Origin of the sequence: Limimaricola cinnabarinus, from assembly GCF_002723615.1 — a bacterium.
Taxonomy (GTDB): domain Bacteria; phylum Pseudomonadota; class Alphaproteobacteria; order Rhodobacterales; family Rhodobacteraceae; genus Limimaricola; species Limimaricola cinnabarinus_B.
Genome location: NZ_KZ304984.1, coordinates 1 through 19,777, shown reverse-complemented (window position 1 = coordinate 19,777; position 19,777 = coordinate 1). Strand labels below are relative to the sequence as shown.

The 19,777-nt window shown below is 66.9% G+C and carries 16 protein-coding genes and 3 pseudogenes; 15 read left to right on the top strand and 4 right to left on the bottom strand.

What is annotated here, in order from left to right:
• Positions 1 to 92: 92 nt before the first annotated feature.
• Positions 93 to 383 (top strand): annotated as a pseudogene (locus tag CJ301_RS17205) (alanine:cation symporter family protein); the annotation flags it as partial.
• A gap of 76 nt (positions 384 to 459) precedes the next feature.
• Here the strand turns inward: CJ301_RS17205 and ggt are convergent.
• Positions 460 to 2,250: a gamma-glutamyltransferase gene (gene ggt, locus CJ301_RS17200; protein WP_099278586.1), complete on the bottom strand. Its 1,791-nt coding sequence runs from the start codon at positions 2,248 to 2,250 to the stop codon at positions 460 to 462.
• A gap of 521 nt (positions 2,251 to 2,771) precedes the next feature.
• Between ggt and CJ301_RS17195 the strand changes: the two genes are divergently transcribed.
• The 8 genes and pseudogenes from CJ301_RS17195 (at position 2,772) to CJ301_RS17160 (ending at position 10,622) form a co-directional block, all read left to right on the top strand.
• Entirely contained in the window at positions 2,772 to 4,079 is a 1,308-nt protein-coding gene (locus tag CJ301_RS17195) for an extracellular solute-binding protein (RefSeq protein ID WP_099278585.1), read from the top strand.
• A gap of 65 nt (positions 4,080 to 4,144) precedes the next feature.
• On the top strand, positions 4,145 to 5,026 hold the full coding sequence (locus CJ301_RS17190; RefSeq protein WP_099278584.1) for an ABC transporter permease subunit: 882 nt from the start codon (positions 4,145 to 4,147) through the stop codon (positions 5,024 to 5,026).
• An 8-nt stretch (positions 5,027 to 5,034) separates the two neighbouring features.
• Entirely contained in the window at positions 5,035 to 5,967 is a 933-nt protein-coding gene (locus CJ301_RS17185) for an ABC transporter permease subunit (protein WP_099278583.1), read from the top strand.
• Positions 5,968 to 5,979: 12 nt separating this feature from the next.
• A complete protein-coding gene (locus CJ301_RS17180) occupies positions 5,980 to 7,023 on the top strand; it encodes an ABC transporter ATP-binding protein (RefSeq protein ID WP_099278582.1) in 1,044 nt (347 codons plus the stop codon).
• Entirely contained in the window at positions 7,020 to 8,093 is a 1,074-nt protein-coding gene (locus CJ301_RS17175) for an endonuclease/exonuclease/phosphatase family protein (protein ID WP_254050193.1), read from the top strand. Before CJ301_RS17180 ends, CJ301_RS17175 begins: the two co-directional genes overlap by 4 nt.
• A gap of 45 nt (positions 8,094 to 8,138) precedes the next feature.
• Positions 8,139 to 8,411, top strand: a pseudogene (locus CJ301_RS17170) (GreA/GreB family elongation factor); the annotation flags it as partial.
• A 373-nt stretch (positions 8,412 to 8,784) separates the two neighbouring features.
• Positions 8,785 to 9,879, top strand: a complete 1,095-nt coding sequence (locus CJ301_RS17165; protein ID WP_099278580.1) for an HPP family protein — start codon at positions 8,785 to 8,787, stop codon at positions 9,877 to 9,879.
• A gap of 95 nt (positions 9,880 to 9,974) precedes the next feature.
• Complete coding sequence (locus tag CJ301_RS17160) at positions 9,975 to 10,622, top strand: 5-formyltetrahydrofolate cyclo-ligase (RefSeq protein WP_099278579.1); 648 nt, start codon at positions 9,975 to 9,977, stop codon at positions 10,620 to 10,622.
• Between the two features lie 64 nt (positions 10,623 to 10,686).
• Here CJ301_RS17160 and CJ301_RS17155 read toward each other — a convergent pair.
• Positions 10,687 to 11,065 (bottom strand): annotated as a pseudogene (locus CJ301_RS17155) (recombinase family protein); the annotation flags it as partial.
• A 949-nt stretch (positions 11,066 to 12,014) separates the two neighbouring features.
• Between CJ301_RS17155 and CJ301_RS17150 the strand changes: the two are divergent.
• From CJ301_RS17150 to CJ301_RS17140, 3 genes are all read left to right on the top strand, one after another.
• Complete coding sequence (locus CJ301_RS17150; RefSeq protein ID WP_162620599.1) at positions 12,015 to 12,605, top strand: hypothetical protein; 591 nt, start codon at positions 12,015 to 12,017, stop codon at positions 12,603 to 12,605.
• A 521-nt stretch (positions 12,606 to 13,126) separates the two neighbouring features.
• On the top strand, positions 13,127 to 13,912 hold the full coding sequence (locus CJ301_RS17145; RefSeq protein ID WP_099278577.1) for a hypothetical protein: 786 nt from the start codon (positions 13,127 to 13,129) through the stop codon (positions 13,910 to 13,912).
• Positions 13,913 to 14,996: 1,084 nt separating this feature from the next.
• Positions 14,997 to 16,976, top strand: coding sequence for a DUF927 domain-containing protein (locus CJ301_RS17140; RefSeq protein ID WP_162620598.1), 1,980 nt, complete (start codon positions 14,997 to 14,999; stop codon positions 16,974 to 16,976).
• Positions 16,977 to 17,590: 614 nt separating this feature from the next.
• Here CJ301_RS17140 and CJ301_RS17135 read toward each other — a convergent pair.
• Positions 17,591 to 17,845: a helix-turn-helix domain-containing protein gene (locus CJ301_RS17135; RefSeq protein WP_099278575.1), complete on the bottom strand. Its 255-nt coding sequence runs from the start codon at positions 17,843 to 17,845 to the stop codon at positions 17,591 to 17,593.
• A 230-nt stretch (positions 17,846 to 18,075) separates the two neighbouring features.
• Between CJ301_RS17135 and CJ301_RS17130 the strand changes: the two genes are divergently transcribed.
• The 3 genes from CJ301_RS17130 (at position 18,076) to CJ301_RS17120 (ending at position 19,015) form a co-directional block, all read left to right on the top strand.
• A complete protein-coding gene (locus CJ301_RS17130; protein ID WP_099278574.1) occupies positions 18,076 to 18,309 on the top strand; it encodes a hypothetical protein in 234 nt (77 codons plus the stop codon).
• A gap of 98 nt (positions 18,310 to 18,407) precedes the next feature.
• The gene (locus tag CJ301_RS17125; RefSeq protein WP_099278573.1) at positions 18,408 to 18,632 is read left to right on the top strand and encodes an AbrB/MazE/SpoVT family DNA-binding domain-containing protein; all 225 of its coding nucleotides are present in this window, start codon (positions 18,408 to 18,410) and stop codon (positions 18,630 to 18,632) included.
• Positions 18,629 to 19,015, top strand: coding sequence for a type II toxin-antitoxin system death-on-curing family toxin (locus CJ301_RS17120; RefSeq protein WP_099278572.1), 387 nt, complete (start codon positions 18,629 to 18,631; stop codon positions 19,013 to 19,015). Before CJ301_RS17125 ends, CJ301_RS17120 begins: the two co-directional genes overlap by 4 nt.
• 464 nt (positions 19,016 to 19,479) lie before the next feature.
• Here the strand turns inward: CJ301_RS17120 and CJ301_RS17115 are convergent.
• Positions 19,480 to 19,777: hypothetical protein (locus CJ301_RS17115; RefSeq protein WP_162620597.1), on the bottom strand; the 298-nt coding region annotated here is incomplete at its 5' end.

Below are 19,777 nucleotides of genomic sequence, written 5' to 3'. Positions count from 1 at the left end.
GAAGCCGACCTTCGCCGCGCGCTGCACGAACGACCGCTGTCAGCTTAGCGTAGGATTTCACACTCTCCCGCAAACGACCCGAGTATTTCCTCGCGATCGCGCTGGCGATCTTCGCCTTCACGACGATCCTCGGCTGGGCCTATTTCGGCGAGAAATGCTGGGAATACCTCGGCGGGACCGGGGTGCAGATCCCCTACCGGCTGCTCTGGACCGGCTTCGTGCTGATCGGCGCGGTGACGCAGCTCGATTTCGTCTGGCTGGTGGCCGACACGCTCAACGCCTTCATGGCGTTCCCCAACCTCGTGTCGCTGCTGCTGCTGTCGCCGGTCGTGGTGCGGGTGACCAACGCCTATTTCGATCGCCGCCGGGCGGCGCTCGCCTGAGATCGGCGGGGCGGTCCTGCGACCGCCCCGCCCGAAACCATCCTGCCCGGCGGGCAGGACACCTATCAAGCGCGGCTCACTCGCCCAGGGCGATGCCCTCGCGCCGCGGATCGGCCCCGCCCTTGAGCGTCTCGCCGATCTCGATCGCATGCAGACCCGAGGTCAGGTCGCGGATATTGGTCTCGAAGCCGATCTCCTGAAGCGGTGCCTCGAGCGCCTCGGCCTCGGTCCCGGCCTCCAGGTCGAAGGTGCCGAAGCGGTTCACGAGATGCGGCGCGGCCAGCGCCTGCTGCACGTCCATGCCCCAATCGGCCCAGTTGACGATGGCCTGCGCGACATAGCCGATGATCCGGCTGCCGCCGGGCGAGCCGATCACCAGCGCCGGCGCGTCGCCCTGCATCACGATGGTCGGCGACATCGAGGAGCGCGGCCGCTTGCCCGGCTCGACCCGGTTGGCGATGGGCCGCCCCTCGTCATGCGTGGCAAAGCTGAAATCCGTGAGCTCGTTGTTCAGAAGAAAGCCGCGCACGAAGAGCCGCGAGCCGAAGCCGTTCTCGATCGTCGTGGTCATCGACAGCGCGTTGCCATCCGCATCGACGATGGAGATGTGGCTGGTCGAGGGCAGCTCGATCGAGGCGTCGTCGCCCCAGAGCATCGCGTGCTGCCATTCGGGGCTCCCGGGCGAGACCTCGGGCAGCGCGTCGTCGCCCGACAGCAGCGTCGCCCGCTCGGCGAGATAGGCCGGATCGACGAGGCCTTGGGTCGGCATCGGGACATAATCGCTGTCGGCCATGTAGCGGCCGCGATCGGCGAAGGCGAGGCGGGAGGCGTCGCCGATCAGCCGCCATGCCTCGGCGCTGTCGGGACCCATGCCGCCCAAATCGTAGGTCTCCAGCATGCCGAGGATCTGCCCCACGGTGAGCGCGCCCGACGACGGCGGCCCCATGCCGCAGACCTCGTAGTCGCGGTATTCGGCGCAGACCGGCGCGCGCTCGACCACGTCGTAGAGCTCGAGGTCGCGCTCGGACAAGACGCCCGGATTGCCCTCGGCGCCCTGCACGGTCGCCACGATGTCGGCGGCGATCCCGCCCTCGTAGAAGGTGTCCGCCCCGCCCTCCGCAATGGCGCGCAGAACCTCGGCATAATCGGGGTTTCTGAGCATGTCGCCCTCGGCGATGGCGGTGCCGCCGGGAAAGAAATATTCCGCCGTGGCCGGGAAGCGCTTCAGCCGATCGGCATCGCCGGCGACCAGCGTAGCAAGGCGCGGCGAGACCTCGAAGCCGTCCTCGGCATGGGAGATGGCCGCCTCGAACAGCCCCGCCCAGTCGGAGGTGCCCCATTTCTCATGCGCGGCCTCCATGAGCCGCGGCGTGCCCGGCGTGCCGACCGAGAGGCCGCCCACCACCGCGTCGAAGAACTGCAGCGGCTCGCCGGTCTCGTCCTGGAACAGCGTCGGCGTCGCGGCCAGCGGCGCGGTCTCGCGGCCGTCGAGCGTGGTCAGCTCGCCCGTCTCGGCGTCGTACCACACGAGGAAGGCGCCGCCGCCCAGGCCCGAGCTTTGCGGCTCCACGAGGCCCAGCACCGCCTGCACCGCCACCATCGCATCGGCGGCCGAGCCACCATTGCGCAGCACATCCGCCCCGGCCTCGACCGCGAGCGGGTTGGCGGCGGCGACCATCCAGTTTTCGGCCTCCACCGGCTGGCCTGCCGCCTTGGCCTGCATGGCGGCGCGCGCGGCCTCGGACAGCCCGGCGATCTCGCCCGAGGAGGTGCCCTCGGTGGTGATGGCATCGGCGGCCTGCTGCGCCACCAGCGGCCCGGCGGCCAGCAGGAACGGGATCGTGGCCAGGAACTTCGAGTGTCTCATCGTGCTGTCCTCCTTTGATCCTCGCCATGAAAGACCCCGAAACGGCCCGCGGCAAGCCGTCGCGCCGAGAAAAGGCGCGCGGGCCACCGGTTTCATCCCATGCCCCGCGCGCCGGTTCGGACCCCGCGCTTGGCCGCTTCCGCCCGAGAAGTGGTTGCCCGTGCAGGACGGCAAGGATGCCGTCCTGCGCCGTGATGCAGATGCCGAGGCTGCGCCTCGAAGGCCTCGGCCCGACCCGCGCGGGGGAGGGGGCGTTCGTCAGGCGGCCGGCCCGAAGCCGATCTGCGCAACATCGCTGCGCCGGTGGCTGCTTGCCCTTGGTCATCACCGAGATGCCCCCCTGTAGCGTAACATGTCACAAAATTTAAAGAAAACTTTCGCCAAAGCATCACGACCCGGCCCTAAGCGGTTCCGGGTGCACGTCCTGTACGTGCGACGGGATCGCGAGCGGCGGCCGCCGCCGTCTCGATGATTGCAGACAGGGGGCGCGCCGTGCCGCGTCCGGGACCAGAGGGAACGACATGAAACCTACCCTAATCACGACGGCGATCGCCTCGCTCGGTCTGATGGCCAACGCGGCCCATGCCCAGACCGAAATCACCTGGTGGCATGGCATGGGCGGGCATCTCGGCGAGGTCGTCAACCAGATCGCCGAAGGCTTCAACGAGAGCCAGGACGACTACAGCCTCACCCCGGTCTTCAAGGGCTCCTACGAGGAAACCCTGACCGGTGCGATCGCCGCCTTCCGCGCCGGCGAGCAGCCCAACATCGTGCAGGTCTTCGACGCCGGCGCGGCCACCGTGATCGGCGCACAGGGCGCGGCCGTCCCGGTGCAGGACCTGCTCGAAGCCAACGGCCACGCCTTCGACATCGAGGATTACATCGCCGGCGTCCGCTACTTCTATGCCGACAGCGACGGCAAGATGATCGGCATGCCGTTCAACTCCTCCTCGCCGGTGCTGTACTACAATGCCGACGCGCTGGCCGAGGCCGGTGTCGAGCCGCCCGCCACCTACGAGGAATTTGCCGAGATCGCCCCCGCGATCCTCGAGGCCGGCTACACCCCGCTGGTCCAGACGCATCTGCCCTGGGAATTCGTCGAGAATTTCCACTCGCGCCACAACCTGCCCTTCGCGACCAACGACAACGGTTACGACGGCGCCGCGGGCACCGAGATCCTGATCAACTCGCCCGAGATGGCGATGCACTTCACCAAGGTGAAGGAATGGCTCGACGCCGGGCTCTTCGGCTTCCACGGCACCTCCTGGGACGACAACAAGGCGTATTTCCTCGACGGATCGGCCGCCATGTATATCGGCTCCTCGGGAGATTTCGGCGGCTTGGCCGCCATGGACCTGCCGTTTGAGTGGGCCTCCACCTACCTGCCCTACTGGGAAGAGATCACCCGGGAGGGCTACCAGACCTTCATCGGCGGCGCCTCGCTCTTTGCGATGTCCGGTCACCCGGCCGAGGAGGATGCCGCCACGGCCGCATTCCTCGAATACCTGACCTCGCCGGAAATCCAGTACATGTGGCACCGCGAGACCGGCTACGTGCCGATCACCAACGCCGCCTACGAGATGGCCAAGGAAGACGGCCATTACGACCGGTTCCCGGCCGCCGAGACCGGCATCAAGCAGCTGATGCTGCCCGCGGGCGAGAACACCGCCGGCTACCGGATGGGTTTCTACGTGCAGATCCGTGACGTCGAGAACCGCGAGCTGTCGCGCTTCCTCAACGGCGAGACCAGCATCGAGGACGCCCTGGCCACGATCGAGGCGGAAGGCAACGCGCTGCTGGCCCGCTTCGCGCAGACCGCCATCAACTGAGCCTGCGGGCACGAGACCCAAGGCGGCCGCCCCGGGCGGCCGCCCCCCCGTTCAAGGACCCTTCGATGAAACGCGCCGGCTTCGACAATCCCTGGCTGCCGATCCTGTTGCTCCTGCCGCAACTGTCGATCATCTGCCTGTTCTTCTACTGGCCCGCCTGGCAGGCCCTGCGATCCTCCTTCTTCCTCGAAGACCCCTTCGGCTTCGGCGAGACCTTCGTGGGGCTGCAGAACTACACCCGGCTGTGGGACAGCCCCCAATACATGAAGAACGCCTGGTTCACGCTGTGGTTTTCCTTTCTCGTGACCTTCTTCTCGCTGGCCATCGCGCTGCTTCTGGCGGTCAAGGCCGACACGGTGCTGCGCGGCGCCAGGACCTACCGGACGCTGTTGATGTGGGTCTATGCGGTGGCGCCGCCGGTGGCGGGCTTCATCGCCCTCATCCTCTTCAACCAGCGCTGGGGCCCGCTGACCGAGGCCTTCGCCCAGTTCGGCTGGCTGCTCCGGGTCCGGCTCGAATATTTCGACACCGCCTTCGCGATGATCGTGGCGAGCGTCTGGAAGCAGGTGCCGGTCAACTTCATCTTTTTCCTGTCGGGGCTGCAGTCGATCCCGCGCGCCGTGCGCGAGGCGGCGCTGATCGACAACCGCTCGGGCATCTCCCGGTTCTGGACCGTCACCTTCCCGCTGCTGGCGCCGACCGGGTTCTTTTTGCTCATCATCAACATCACCTATTCGCTCTTCGACACCTTCGGGATGATCGACACCATTCTGCGCAACAACCCGGGCGACCAGCCGGTGACGCTCGTCTACCAGGTCTATCTCGACGGCTTCCGCGGGCAGGACATCGGCGGCTCTTCCGCCCAATCGGTCGTGCTGATGGTGCTGGTGCTGGCGCTCACCGTCTTCCAGTTCCGCCTCGTCGAGCGGCGCATCCATTACACCTGAGGCGCATCATGGCCGAGCTTTCCCACACCATCCTCCTGCCGCCGGAGCAGGCCCGGGCCGCCCGTCCGGTGGCCCCGGCGCGGCGTCACCGCCGACCGCTGCGCTGGGGCGCGGTGGGCAACCATGCCGTGCTGATCGCCGGCGCCCTCTTCATGCTGGCGCCGCTCCTGATGCTGGTCCAGATGAGCACGATCCCCGACGCGCAGATCATGCGGACCGGCCCCTCCTTCGAGATCGGCGACCGGTTCTGGCCGAACCTCGAAAAGGCGCTGACCGAGAGCATGAGCTTTTCGGGCGAGACGACGGGGCTCAACATGTTCCGCAACTCGATGATCCTGGGCCTCGGCTTCGCCCTCGGCAAGATCGTCATCTCCATGATGGCCGCCTATGCCATCGTCTATTTCCGCCTGCGCTTCGCCACGCTGGCCTTCTGGCTGATCTTCACCACGCTGCTGCTGCCGCTCGAGGTGCGGATCGTCCCCTCCTACGAGATCACCCAGAAGCTGGGCCTGCTCAACAGCTGGACCGGGCTGATCGTGCCGCTGATCGCCTCGGCCACGGCGACCTTCTTCTTCCGGCAATTCTTCATGTCCGTGCCCGAAGAGCTTCTGGAGGCGGCCAAGATCGACGGCGCGGGACCGGTGAAATTCTTCATCGACATCCTGGTGCCGCTGTCGCGGACGATGATCGCGGCGATGTTCATCATCATGTTCGTCTTCGGCTGGAACCAGTACCTCTGGCCGGTGATGGTCTCCACCGAGGAGGGCAAGTTCACCCTCGTCCAGGGGATCAAGCAGATCACGCAAGGTCTCGAAGGCGGGCACATCCCCGAATACGGCCGCTCCAACATACTGGCGATCCTGGCGGTGCTGCCGCCTGTGCTGGTCGTCGTCTTCTTCCAGCGGTGGTTCGTGAAGGGCCTCACCGAGTCCGACAAGTAAGGATCGACAAAGATGGCAAGAGTCACATTGGACCGCGTTCACAAGGTCTACCCCAACGGCTTCGAGGCGGTGCGGCCCACCTCGTTCCAGATCGAGGATGGCGAATTCCTGGTGCTCGTCGGCCCGTCGGGCTGCGGCAAGTCCACGCTATTGCGGATGATCGCGGGGCTGGAGGACATCACCGGGGGGACGCTCACAATCGACGGGCGCGAGGTGAACAGCGTGGGCCCGGCGGATCGCGACATCGCCATGGTGTTTCAGAACTACGCGCTCTACCCGCACATGACCGTGCGCCGCAACATCGCCTACGGCCTCGCGAACCGGGGAACGCCAAGGGACCGGATCGCCGCCAAGGTGGAAGAGGCCGCCAGGATGCTGAACCTGACCGACCACCTCGACCGCAAGCCCGCGCAGCTTTCGGGCGGGCAGCGCCAGCGGGTCGCCATGGGCCGCGCCATCGTGCGCGACCCGGCGCTGTTTCTCTTCGACGAGCCGTTGTCGAACCTCGACGCCAAGCTGCGCAACCAGATGCGGATCGAGATCAAGGCGCTCCAGCGCCGGCTCGGCGTGACCTCGATCTACGTCACCCATGACCAGGTCGAGGCGATGACCATGGCCGATCGGATCATCGTGCTGAACGGCGGGGTGATCGAGCAGATCGGCACCCCGGCCGAGATCTATCATTCCCCGGCCTCCACCTTCGTGGCGAGCTTCATGGGCGCGCCGCCGATGAACCTGATCGAGGCGGCCTTCGAGACGGGCGCCGTGCGCCTGCCCGACGGCACCGCCGTGATGGACGCGCCCGGCGGCCGGAGCGGGCCGATCACGCTCGGCATCCGCCCCGAGGATGTCCGTCTCGGCCGCGGCAGCGCGACCTTCGACGTGGCGCTGGTCGAGGAGCTGGGCGCGCACCGGCTGCTGCATGGCAAGCTGTCCGGGCAGCCCTTCACGGCGCATGCGCTCAAGGAGTCCGATGCGACCACCGGCAGCCACCGGATCGACCTGCCTTTCGAGGCGCTCGCCCTGTTTGATCGCGAGACGGGAATGCGGCTGTGAGCGGCCTGCTGCCGGGGCACGACCTCTCCGACATCACCGTCACCGACAGATTGCCGCCGGTCACCGCCGTGCTGCGCGAGCGGCTTCTCGCCGGGCCGCGCACGACCGCCGCGCACCGGGCGATGCTGACACGGGTGCCGGCGATGCGGATGGTCGAGACCGGGGGGCGCGCTGCGGCCGATCCCTTGCCCGAGAGCCTCTCCGTGGTGGCCTGGAACCTCGAACGCGGCCTGTTCCCTGAGGCCAGCGCCGCCCGGCTGTCGGAGCATGCGCCGCAGATCGTGCTTCTGTCCGAGATGGACAACGGCATGGCCCGCACCGGGCAGCGCCACACCGCCGCCGCCATGGCCGAGGCGCTCGGCATGAGCTATGCCTACGGCGTCGAGTTCCACGAGATGGATCTCGGCGGCCCGACCGAGCGGCGCTTTTGCGAAGATGATTTCAACGCCCTGGGTTGGCACGGGAACGCGATCCTGTCCAAGGCTCCCTTCAGCCGGGTCACGCTGATCCGGCTGGACGATCACGGCCACTGGTACGCCGAGGAGGCGGGCGCGGACCCGCAGCAGCCGCGCCTGGGCGGGCGCATGGCCCTCGCGGCGGTCATCGAGACGCAAGGCGGCCCGCTCTGCGTCGTCTCGACCCATCTCGAAAGCAACGCCGGATCGGACCATCGCGCCCGGCAGATGCGGGTCCTGCTCGACGGCATCGACCGCTTCGCGCCGGATCTGCCCGTCCTCATCGGCGGAGACCTCAATACCGGCAACCATGTGCCGCCGGAGTTCGACTGGCGCAAGGAGGCTCTCTTTCCACTGGCCGAGGCGCGCGGCTACAGCTGGGCCCCCAACGCCGAAGGCCCGACGACGCGCCCCAGCCTCATCACCCCGCACCCCGACCGCAAGATGAAGCTCGACTGGTTCGCCAGCCGCGGCCTGACCGCGCTCGGGCAGGAGATCCTGCCCTCCATCTCGCCCGACGGCACGCCCCTCTCCGACCACGACGCCGTCTGGTGCCGGGTCCGCAGGACGGGGCCCGCGCCAGCCGAAAAGGGACAGGAGGCGAGCGATACTTGAACCGCGACGCCTTGGTGGGCTCAGGGTAGGGCGCTCACGGGGTCTTCTCCGGACCTTGCCGACTGATTGCTTGGCGAGATCGATCGAGCCCGTATCGTCCCGGCGGCGAAGCTTCCCTCGAACATGGTGGCGATCGGCCGTGCAGTCACCTATCGCGATGAGACGACAGGCCAGGAAAAGACCGTAACGCCCGTCTTTCCCGAGAAGGCCGACATCGCGTGTAGCCGGATTTCGGTCCTAACTCCGATCGGGGTCGCTCTGATCGGCTTGGCTGAAGGCGCCTCACTTCACTGGGATACCAGAGACGGCAAGAGCTGAGGGCCTGATGACCGATGTACCGAAGTCGGTGGCGAGGGTGCCGACCGTTCCGGCTCACATCGCGGCGTGTCCTGCGATTCATGATCATGGGAGTGAGCGGTAGCTCGGTTTCTTGGCCGGTTTAGGCGATGACCCCCGTCGATGGGCGGCCCGTCCGTTCAGCAGAGGCACTATGAGATCAACCATGATCGGCGCTCTACGCCGACGCGGATTTGAAGGCGGCTTCAAGACCCTGTCTGGCATGCATGTTCTCCCATCCATACCGTGGGAAGAACGATCTCCTTTTCCCGTCCCGCGGGCGTTTCCTCATCGCCTGCGTCTAAGGCATAGGGCGTCGCAGTTGCCCGGTCTTCGGGCAGTGCAGGAGGTTCGGATGCGGGCATGGCATCATCTCTACTCGGCGCTTCCAGCGTTCCATGGGACCGAGGCCCTGCGTGCAGGTCTGGGCGCGTTTCTGGGGATCGGGCTATGCGCTCTCGGCGTGGCGGTAGCGGCCCGACTCGGTGCCTCCTCGCTCCACCTCGTCGCACCTTTGGGAGCGACGGCCGTGCTGGTCTTCTGCGTTCCGAACTCGCCGCTGGCACAGCCATGGTCGGCGGTGGTCGGCAATGTGTCGGCGGCGCTCGTCGCACTGGCGACAGTCCAACTCGTTCCTGCTCCTTGGTCAGTCGCCGCGGCCGTCGGGGCGGCGATCAGCGTGATGATGCTCTTGCGGGCGCTGCACCCGCCCGGTGGCGCCGTCGCGCTGCTGACTGCGCTCGAGCCGGGACCGGCGCTGGAGACGGGGCCGCTCTTCGCGCTCATGCCTGTGGGGCTGACCACAGCCGCGCTGGTGCTCGTCGCTGTGCTCTACAACCGCGTCACGGGGCGGGTGTATCCCTTCCGCCAACCGGAAAGGGCGGAGGATCCCGCTCCGCGGCTCGGCCTGTCGGAGGCGCAGCTCGGTGCGCTGCTCGACCGATTCAACCAATCGGCCAACCTCGGGGTGGTGGATCTCGGCCGCATGCTGGCGGGGGCGCAGGCGGAGGCAGCCCGACATCGGTTCGACGGCACGACCTGCGCCGACATCATGACCACCGGGCTGATCACCGTGCGGCCCGACACTCCGCTGCCGGCAGCCGCGCGGCTGTTTCGCCGCCACGCCATCAAGAGCCTTCCCGTCGTTGAAGACGACATGACGTTGCGCGGTATCGTGCTGCAGGCCGACCTGCTCGATGCCGTGGCGCCCCAAGGGCGCTCGCTGACCTTCAAATCCCGACCATCGCGCCATAGTGTATCGGAGGTGATGCAGCCCGCCGCGCGGGCGGTACCGCACGACATGCCGGTCGGCGCGCTGCTGCACCGGCTCACGGGGCAGGGCAGCGAGGTCATCCCGGTGGTGCGAGAGGAGCGGCTGGTCGGCATCCTGACCCGCTCCGACATCATTCGGCTGCTGCTACGCGGGGCAGGGGAGCGCGCAGCCGCCTGAGACGCGCCGCGATTAACTGGCAGGGCTTCCTATTGCCTTTGCCCGTGCTGCGGTAGGCTGTTCGGACCGCATGGACCGCAACGGGGTGATCCTGAATGGAAGACGACACTGGTGGAGGTTCCTCGCCCTGCTATGCCCATCTGCTCGTCGACGGGCATCCGGTCGATGCCGGGACGGCGCGGGACGTGGCGCGGTTCAGACGCGCCGAGCGAGCGCGGCTTCTCGCGGCCCGCACCATGCCTTCGCATGAGCGCGAAAGGGCGACGGCGGGCCTGATCGAGGGTCTCGACAGGATCGTCGCGCCGAAACCTGGAGTTACCATCGCGGCCTACTGGCCGATCCGCGGGGAGCCGGATCTGCGGCCATGGATGGCCAAGGCCCATGCGGCCGGCGCGGGGATCTTGCTTCCGGTCGTCGTCGACAAAACCTTGCCGCTCGAATTCTGCGCCTGGTCGCCCGGCTGCCCTATGACCCGTGGCATCTGGAACATTCCCGTGCCGGTGAATGGCGGGGCCCGGGTGCCGGATATCGTCATCGCGCCCCTCGTTGGCATCGACCGGGATCTTTACCGGCTCGGCAATGGTGGCGGCTATTATGACCGGACATTGGCGCGGCTTCATCCGCAGCCACGGATTGTCGGTTTGGGTTTCGCAGGCTGCGATTTGCCGAGCATCTATCCGATGCCATGGGACGTGCCGATGGATGAGGTGATCCTGTCGGACGGGACCCATTCGAAGCGCTGAGCCCTTCGGTCGATCGAGGCGAAAGGCAGCTGTTCTGGCCGGCCTCTTGGCCCCACTTTAGCTTCCCTGTCATGATGCGCTCCCGGATCAGCACTCGCTCGAACTCGGCGGTGGCGCCGAGGAACTTCAGCGTGAATTTGCCCTGTGGCGGGGTGGCGTCGATTGGATCGTTCAGCGACTGGAGAGGCGCGCCCTTGGTCCCCAGCGTCTTGATCACGCCGAGCAGATGCGACAGCGAGCACGCCAGACGGTCGATGCGCACGACGACCAACACATCGCCGCGCCCGAGGCGCGCGATCAGCTTGCCCAGTACCGGCCGAACCCGCATGGCGCCCGAGGTGAACTCCTCGGGGATCTCGACACAGCCCGCGGCCTTCAGCACGGCACTGCGCGGCTGTGTTCTGAGGGTCGGTTGATATACGGGCGTAGCCGATAAGGGCCATAGGCACCCATTTTCAATATGGGATAACGTGTGGATACGGTCGTTTGAAAACACTGGCAAGAGGCGCGCAGCCTGTGCGGGGGCGACAGGGAAGGGAAGACCAAGGGCCCTAATCCCCTTTTCTAGAAGCGCGCAGAACGAAGATGAGACTTCCCCTCCTCCTGTCGTGCCTTTCCAGATTGGATGGGATCCTCCCTTCGGCGGCGCTTTCAGGTAGTCGGGTGAAGCATCCCTACAATCCACTAAGTTGGCTGAAAATAAGTCGATCTATCATCAACTAAATTAAGAAGTATATAGTAAAGCAGGGATTTGCTTGATGTCCTTCGACGCCACCGAGACAGCGGGAAGCATCGTCTCGACCTTCATGCGGGCCGAAGTTCTGGCCGCGCGTCTGGAAGCCATGGCCCGGGCCGAGCCGAAGGTCGGCAACCTGTGACGCTCGGAGATTGCGCTGGCCGAAGCCATGGCGAGCGCGGGACTGAAAGGCATCCGGATCTCTGAAGGCGACTTGTTGCCACTCATTGCGTAGAATGGAAGCCAAGATGCGGATCCGACCGGCGCGGAGCTGGCGCTGAGCCTGATCCGTCTGCTGAAGGCACCGGGCCATCCTCTGGCGCGGCCGATCCAGACCATGCGACGCTTCAAGAGCGCAGCAGGCACCGGCATGGGGCTTGGCATGGACCCGAAAGATAAGCCTGAAGACCAGCGGCTCGAGGACGCCGAGATCAAGGGTATCTTCGCAGGACTAGGGGCCGGCGACATGCCGATCCTGAGCGCGGCCCGGGCGATGGCCGGCTACGCCCGCGCTGTCGCAGCGTGCCAGCCCGATCGTCGAGGACGTGTTGCGCGGCCTGTCAGGCCGGGTCGAGGCGCAGTGGGTCTCGCCGCCGGCGCTGGCGCTGAGTCACCGGAGCTTCCTGCCATGGCCGCCGGGCAGCGAGGCGGGGCTCATGACCCTCGGCGCCAATCTCGCACGGCTCTCCGAGGCGAAGGTCGGCTGCTTTGCGCTGTCCGCGACTGGCTGCGGCGCGGGCAGGGGCGGCCGCTCGCGCATGGCCGATGCGGTGCAGGCCTTCGGCACCGCGTCGGTGCTGAGCTCGGCTCTGCTGGCCGAGACGATCGGCGTGTCGATCCGCACCGCGCTGACCCTGCTGGGTGAAATGACGAACCTCGGTCTCATGCAGGAGATCACTGGCCGCCAAACGGCACGGATCTGGGCGGCGCCACGCCTCGGGGCGCGTGTCGCGGCGCGCCCGGCACGCGGGGCGAGGAGGAAGGGCGGACACAAGTTCCTCGGACTGAGGTCAAGGGAACATCCCGGCAGCGCAATCCTGAAGGACGGCAGGCGGACCAGAGGACGATGGAGCGTATTTTCGCGGATCTCGATGTCGCCCTCGGACGCGCGGATGCGCTTCTCCTCGGCGTTCGACACAAAGACTCCCCCCGTCATGAGTAGACCCGCGACAAGTCGATGTCAGGCGGGGCCGAGCATCCCCGAGGCAAGCTGGCGCCTAGACCTTCCCGTTCCCATGTTCCCCTGATCCCTCTTGAAGCAAGGGTCTTAGGGCGCGGCGAGGTGCAGCAGGGAGATGGCAAGGCGAGGCGGTAGACTTGCCCTCTGCCGGAGGGAACGGGGGAACCCGGGAACGCTTCGTCGCACAGCACCTGCCCAGAGCTTCAATCGGGATTTGGAACCGCCGAAGATCCAAGTCCTGTGGGAGCCTGAAGAAAGGGCGGGGCAAGGGTATATCAGCGCAAGCCGCCCCTCGGACCAGTCTTGGGAGATACAGGCAAGACACTAACAGGCTTGGGATTTCATGCCGTTCCAAGCTGCGTCTTGGCCGGTTGTCCACATCTTCGTCGAGCGCTGCCTCAGATCTCTGTTGTCGTGAGCAGGGCACGCATGGGATTTTGAGGCCGAGACCAGATGCGGTCGGATGAATGATGGAGCCGGGCGGCACGACGCCAATCACCCCACCCGGCTCCCCCAGGTCTTCTGTTCGCACCCTCTCATAGCGTCCCCCCCGGGGGCAAGATTTCGCGAACATAGAAAGTTGCTCGAATGATTGAAAACCAGACTTCCCCCGCTCCCCAGGCGGGCCCCCTCGCGGGCATGACCAGTGCCTTGAAGCGCCTCAAAGACCGGGCGGCCCGGTTCCGCCTGGCGGGCCCGGCCTCGCGCGTGGAGTTCGATGCCGACATCGGACTGCTGCGCCTGCTCGAGACGGCAAACGAGGCGATCGTCCGCCGTGCGGTGCGCATGGATCCGGACTATCTCGACTTCGAGGCCGATGGACGGGTGCTGTGGCACCTTTGCCTGTCGCATGCCGATGTCCTCGAGGCTGCTCTCCTGCATCGCATCCAGGCTGAAACGATCGTTCTGGCGCTGCGTGAGGCGCAGGCGGGAGGCGATGAGGCCCCGCAGTTGCTGGCGATCGCGACCGAGGAGGCGGAGCTGGCTCGGAAACTCGTGGAGACTGCCCGCGCTCGGAACACGCCCCTGTTCTGGACGCCGAGGCAGCACGAGCTGAAGGCTGGCTGGCTGCAGCTGGAGGAACTGTCCAAAGAGGTCAGGAACTGGGATCGGCAGGAGGCGCAGGTCCTGCTCGAATGGCTGCTGGAGATGGCCGCGCTCTGCCGGATCGTGGAGGGCAGCGTCCATGACTACGTCGACCTCGCCGATCTCCCTTCGGTCGAACTGCCGGCAGACTGCACCGGAGAGGAGATCTACGCGCTCGACCTTGAGGGCAACGTGATCGTCGGCTGCCCGCTGGACCGGAAGGAAGCCCGGGTGGTACCGCTTGCGGCGTGCTACTGGGCGTTCCCCGGGCGGCACTGGACGAGCTGACGGCAGGCGCGCGCCCCGGGCGGGATCTGCTATCAAGCCAGCGATTGGCGTCGGGCGAGCCTGGCCCCGGCAGACGGGGCAACGCGACGCTCGCGTTCGCCCCTCCAACCGGGGCCAGTCGATCCGCCGCTCTGCAATGAGCGGAACGCACTCGAAGCAATCTGTCATGCGGCCCGAAAGGCCGCGCCTGACATCGTTCCCGTCGACCCGCCCCCGGAAACTGATCCGGATCAGGGGGATTCGTCCCGGCGGGTCCTGAGGGGGCAGTGCGTCCAGCAATGCCGGCAGAAATGGCGCCGCCGGCAAGCGACACCGGCGTCGCGCATGATCGACACGCGGCTGCTCGCACCCCATTGTCCGACCGGTCATTAGCCAACCCCATTCTCGCACATGAGGACGTGCCCGACGCTGCGAGCTCCCTGGACCGACATCGGGTCCTTTCCCTCTTCGGTTCCCCTGATCCCCCGTTCCCCGTCCGAAAGGCCCTCCCTTCGTTACGCTATAGAGCTGCCCCCTGCGACCTCGTTCTGAAGTCATACTTCTTGAGGGAACAAGGGAACATGGGAACACCGGCCAAGCGCCTTCGACTTTGCAGGAAGGCTGGAGGCCGCGACGACAATGGGTCACCTATGGCCACCAAGAATGCTCATCGAGATGGGCGGGTCGAGGGCCTGAGAGCCAAGAGCCCGCGTGAGGAGGTCCGCCGGACTCGGCCAGGACCTTAACAATTGTTAGGGTTTCGGTCCTTCTGGGGAGGTTTTCCACATGGTTGCACGCCAACGTGCGGAAATGCCGTTGCATGGGCCGGGGCCGTCATGAGATTTTGGTCTCACGCCGGGACTTAGCGGCGGAAGACACCCCGGGTGGCACGACGCCACATCCCATCCACCCGACCCCAGGTCTTCTGTTCTCAGGTCTCATGAACTTAATCCCGCGGACCCTCGCGTCCGTGAACAATGGAGCATGTCCACATGAGACATCCCAACGCCTTCTTTGGCCCGGACAGGGGCCGTACCCGGACGCAGGCCGCGCCCTCCCGTTCGGGTGGCCGTGGCCGTCCGGCAAGCAAGACGGAGGTGATCGGATGACCGAGATGACCCCGATCACCGCGGAGACCGCACAGACCGTCGAGGATGCGCCGATCCTGTCGACCCCTGCTGCGGCAGCGGCGCCTGCCGCCCCCGTACAGCCTGAGCGCGAGGCGCTGCCCGTCGCCGGCGATGTCCTGCCCTCCGCAGAAAAGGCGGATGCCATGGACCCGGTCTGGGCTTGGCTGAATAAAAACCACCCGGACATCCAGGCCCTGCCGGAGGGTTTCAGCCTCTCCACGCAGGGCGTCTACCAGCTCGATGATGCGCCCAACCGCAACAGCCGGGTCAAGGGCCGGCTCTTCGTCTGCTCGCCCCTCGTCGTCATTGGCCGCACCCGCACCGACAAGGGCGGCGCGGGCTGGGGATACCTGGTGGCGCTCCTGAACCCGGCCGAAAAGTGGGTGCCGGTCATCGTGCCCTCCAGCATGCTCGCCGATGATGGGCGGCAGATGCGCGAGTTGCTGATGCGCCAAGGGCTGCGCTGCGCTCAGGACCGTGCCGGCCGCCAGGCCATGGGGGAGTACATCCAGTCCTCCTCGACGTCACGCACCGTCCAGGTGGTCACGCGCCCCGGCTGGGTCGGCAACCAGTTCCTGCTGCCCGAGCTCCTGCTGCCCGAGGAGACCGAGGGCGCGGCATCGGTCATGCTGGACATGGAGGGGCGCGAGCACCTCTTCCGTCAGGACGGTACCCTGAGGGGCTGGCAGCGGTTGGCGCGCCGCGTCGAGGCCAATTCGCGTGCGGCGCTTGCGCTCTCGGCGGCCTTCGCGGGACCGCTTCTGACCCGGTTGGGCGAGCCCGGCGGTGGGCTGCATTTCCACGCCAAATCCTCCCGGGGCAAGTCCACCATGCTGCGGTTGGCGGGATCGGTCTGGGGCGGCGGGGGCGAGCTCGGGTTCGCGCAGTCCTGGCGGACCACCGACAGCGCGCTCGAGGGCACCGCGGTCAACCACAACGACACGCTGCTGTGCATCGACGAGATCGGGCTGGCGCCGACCGACCGACTCGGCGAGATCTGCTACATGCTGGCCAGCGGGCAGGGAAAGGCGCGCGCCACCACGACCGGCCGGGTGCAGCCGACCGCCCGGTGGCGCACGCTGGTGCTGTCCTCGGGCGAGGATCCCATTGCGGCCCGCATCGCGTCCAGCGCGACCTTCAGGCGCAGTGGCGTGCAGGCCGGCACCACCGTCCGGATGGTCGATCTCCCCATGCTGATCGACGACGAGACCAGCTTCGAGGACCTTTCCGGGTTCGCGGACGAGCGGGCCTTCACGGGCTACCTGCTCGACGAGACCGATCGCCACTACGGCCGGGCGGGACCGGCCTTCGTGGAGGAGTTCCTCGTCAACCCGGAGGCCCACGAAGCCACCGCGCGCGAGATGATCAAGGCATTCATCGCGCAGATCACCACGCCCGAGGATGATCCGCAGGTGCAGCGGGTCGCCCGGCAGTTCGCGGTCATCGCCGCGGCCGGGGCCCTGGCCTGTCGGTGGGGGGTCCTGCCCTGGGACAGGGAAGCGTCTGCCTTCGAGGCCGCCGCCACCTGTTTCGCGGCCTGGAAGGCGGGGCGCGACACTACGAAGTCCGCGGAAGAGCTGGACGCCATCCGCACCCTGAAGGCCTTCTTCGAACTCCACGGCGCATCGCGGTTCGAGAGCCTCGAGCGGCAAGCGCCCTACGGCCCGGCGGGGGAAGACGATCCCCTCTCCAGTGCTTCCTCACAGATCGTGCGCGATCGGTGTGGCTACAGGCTGGAGAACGAGGAGGATGACGGCATCACCTATTTCGTCACCCCGGAAGCCTGGCGCACGCAGGTTTGCGCCGATCGCGATGCCGAGTTCGTGGCGCGGGTGGCCCTTAAATGCGGGGCGCTGATCCCCGGAGAGAACGGCCGCCTGAAGAAGAACAGGCGGCTGCCGGGCCATGCGGGAACCGCCCGGGTCTACTGGCTGCAGCCCGATAAGCTGCCGTAAGGGCGCATTCTCCCGCTCTTGGCGCCTGAACGGGCCCGGTCCCTGCCGCGCATCCTGCGGCGGGGACGCCCGAGCGGCGGGATCACGGCCCATCGAAACCCGGTCACCGGCGACGGGGGCGGCAAGCCGTGCAGGGGGGGACGGGATGCCGCCCCCTCAAGGGGCTGGAAGCCTGCGAAGCGCGGGCGAGGACAATGCCTATGGTTCGCGTCCGACGCGGCCGCTTCCGGCCCCTGCCGTCTCAAGGAGGTGCGATGCCGGCTCAGACCCTGGCGCACCGGATGCCACGACCTGTCGGCCGGGATCGGCGGCGAGGCTGACGAGCAGCGCCAGCAGCACGCCGCAGCCTGCCGCGATGAAGAAGAGGGACAGGGGCCGCAGCCCGGGATCTGTCATCATGAACACGTCTCACCTGGTACGAGCCGTCGTCCCGGCGTGACGAGACAGCCCACTACCCCCACCCACTGGTCGAGATAAGGCGCCGATGCCGTCTGGCCAGCATAGCCTGTTCGGCCGATGGACGCGGGGCAGAGCGGGATGCCCCGGGGAGGCAGACGGTGCCACGGGGCGCGTGGCCCGACCTGGATCCCCGGTGCCGCGTCATCGGCAGGCGTTCAGTCCACAGCGCGCCCTTGGCCGGACGGGGCATCGAGGCTCAGTCCGGACCCCGGCGCCCGATCGCCGGGATCAAGGAAGACGATGCCCCGCGCCTCGAGCGCCGCCTGTATCCGTTCGACGGTCGCCGGCTTGAGCGTCGCGCCGCGCTCGAGGCGCGCCACGGTGTCGGGCGAGACCCCGGCCAGCGCCGCCAGCTCCCGCACCCCGAGCGAGAGCATGGCGCGGGCGGCCCGGCATTGCATCACGTCCATTTCAGCACCTTGTTACGAAAATATTGACAGATGTCCGGTGTTGCAGGATGATGCAGGTAGGGTCGGCACATGCCCGCCCCCTATCAATCGTAGCAGGGTAACGAAACTGGTTCTTCATCTTATGACGGTCTCCTTCCACATCGGCCGCCCGTCCACCTGGCGCGTGGCACACACGGCCAATCGGCCTGGGGGACGAAGGCACGACCGTCGATCCCGTGATGGAGAGCCCCATGTCGTTCGATCCCGCCCCGCAGCCGGCGCCGCAGTCTGACCCCAAGCGCCCCGGTCCGTTCCGCTTGGCCTCCCTCCTCGGCCGCCTCGGCACCCGAGCAGCGGCGTTTCTGTTAGCGCAGATCCCGCGGCTGCTGATCGCCCTGCTGCTGCGCGCCTCGGGCGCGGCGTTCGACCAGCAGGTCCTGCGCTGGATGGCCGCAAGTATCGGCGCCCTGGGCGACCTGTGGTGAGAACAGGACACTGGGGCCAGCCCTGACAGTAAATGTCGAGAGGGTTGCTGGACGCGAAGGATGGCGTATATACTTCCATATATCCAAGGGAGCGTGGCATGATCGAGACCAAGATCCGGAAAGTGGGCAACTCCGCGGTCATGACGCTGACGACCGAAATGCTGACGATCCTCGACGCCAAAGAGGGTGATACGCTTTTCGTGGTGCGCGGCGATGATGGCAGCCTGAAGGTTACGCCGCATGATCCAGCGATCGCGGCCGCTCTCGCCGCTGCGGAAATCGTGATGGATGAGAACCGCGATCTGCTGCAAGCCCTCGCATGACGGAGCCAATCTGGGTTCCCCTCGCCGCCGTCCTCGCCATTCATGATCGACAGATAGCCCGCCACGGCGGTGCTTCCGGCATGCGTGACCGTGCTCTTCTGGAGATGGGCTGCGCCCGTGCGATGAACCTCGCCGCATATACTGACGCCAGCCTCGCGGATATCGCAGCGGCCTATGCTTTTGGCATCTCCAAGGCTCATGCATTCGTGGACGGAAACAAGCGCACGGGCTTTGTGACGGCCCTCACGTTCCTGCGGCTCAACGGCTTCGCCTTTCGGCCTCCCCCGGTCGAAGGCGTCCAGATGATGGAGGATCTAGCCTCGGGGCAGCTCAGCGAGGCTGATTTCGCCAGATGGCTCTCAAGCCAAATGAAACCGATCTGAAGCCCCGAAGACCTCTTCGGGACGCGCCGCCATTCACGTGCAAGGCCTCTCAGGTTTCCGCCGGGGTTTTTCAACATGTGCCGTCAGAGGCAGGACTCCGGGGGCGGACTTCGCTCCCACCCTCCCAAGAGTCCCAGCGCGGCGTTGCGCACGTCCCGAGACGGGCGCCGCGAAAACCTCATGGTTTCCTGGCGGAATGGCCGGGCTCCTTCAGGAGAAGGCTCTCGAGCCCCCTCCCGGACCGCGCGTTCCCTGGAACGGGGGGCGGGGTGTCTTGCCCGGCCTGAACATCGGCCTTCGTGCCCCAGCTCTCCAGGTGAGGGCCGTCATCCTGGTTCCTTCTCTTCAGCCGAGAAGGCCTGGGTGGCAGAGAGTGGACGGTGGGCGAGGGCTCACCCGAAAAGCAAGCAAAGCGGCGTGGCTATGGCGCCGAGCGAGGCTGTCGATCTCCCGCCGCGTGACTGTCAGCATGGTCCGGGAGAGGGAGCCGACGATGGCTGTCGGGCGAGGATATCGGCGAGCTTCTCGTCGTCGGCCTCTCGCACCGCATTCGTCGGTGCAGCGATCCCCGGAGTTGCCTGATCCCCGTCCGGAACGACGGGCTTGGACGACACAGGCGCCTGCCTGCACGCCGCCACGAGGTCCAGCACGGCCTCGCTGCCCAGGGCCTCGTGCTGCAAGAGCTCGAAGGCGGCCATGAAGCCGTCCGCCGCCGCATGGCTCTGCAGCGGATGACCGGCGCAAAGCCGCAGCAGCTCCGCG

Excerpts from the sequence above, each read along its gene's own strand:
- CJ301_RS17180 (WP_099278582.1), top strand. The coding sequence starts at position 5,980 with ATGGCAAGAGTCACATTGGACCGCGTTCACAAGGTCTACCCCAACGGC.
- CJ301_RS17185 (WP_099278583.1), top strand. The coding sequence starts at position 5,035 with ATGGCCGAGCTTTCCCACACCATCCTCCTGCCGCCGGAGCAGGCCCGG.
- CJ301_RS17190 (WP_099278584.1), top strand. The coding sequence starts at position 4,145 with ATGAAACGCGCCGGCTTCGACAATCCCTGGCTGCCGATCCTGTTGCTC.
- CJ301_RS17140 (WP_162620598.1), top strand. The coding sequence starts at position 14,997 with ATGACCGAGATGACCCCGATCACCGCGGAGACCGCACAGACCGTCGAG.
- CJ301_RS17120 (WP_099278572.1), top strand. The coding sequence starts at position 18,629 with ATGACGGAGCCAATCTGGGTTCCCCTCGCCGCCGTCCTCGCCATTCAT.
- CJ301_RS17150 (WP_162620599.1), top strand. The coding sequence starts at position 12,015 with ATGACCCTCGGCGCCAATCTCGCACGGCTCTCCGAGGCGAAGGTCGGC.
- CJ301_RS17130 (WP_099278574.1), top strand. The coding sequence starts at position 18,076 with ATGTCGTTCGATCCCGCCCCGCAGCCGGCGCCGCAGTCTGACCCCAAG.
- CJ301_RS17125 (WP_099278573.1), top strand. The coding sequence starts at position 18,408 with ATGATCGAGACCAAGATCCGGAAAGTGGGCAACTCCGCGGTCATGACG.
- ggt (WP_099278586.1), bottom strand. The coding sequence starts at position 2,250 with ATGAGACACTCGAAGTTCCTGGCCACGATCCCGTTCCTGCTGGCCGCC.
- CJ301_RS17160 (WP_099278579.1), top strand. The coding sequence starts at position 9,975 with ATGGAAGACGACACTGGTGGAGGTTCCTCGCCCTGCTATGCCCATCTG.
- CJ301_RS17195 (WP_099278585.1), top strand. The coding sequence starts at position 2,772 with ATGAAACCTACCCTAATCACGACGGCGATCGCCTCGCTCGGTCTGATG.
- CJ301_RS17135 (WP_099278575.1), bottom strand. The coding sequence starts at position 17,845 with ATGGACGTGATGCAATGCCGGGCCGCCCGCGCCATGCTCTCGCTCGGG.
- CJ301_RS17145 (WP_099278577.1), top strand. The coding sequence starts at position 13,127 with ATGATTGAAAACCAGACTTCCCCCGCTCCCCAGGCGGGCCCCCTCGCG.
- CJ301_RS17165 (WP_099278580.1), top strand. The coding sequence starts at position 8,785 with ATGCGGGCATGGCATCATCTCTACTCGGCGCTTCCAGCGTTCCATGGG.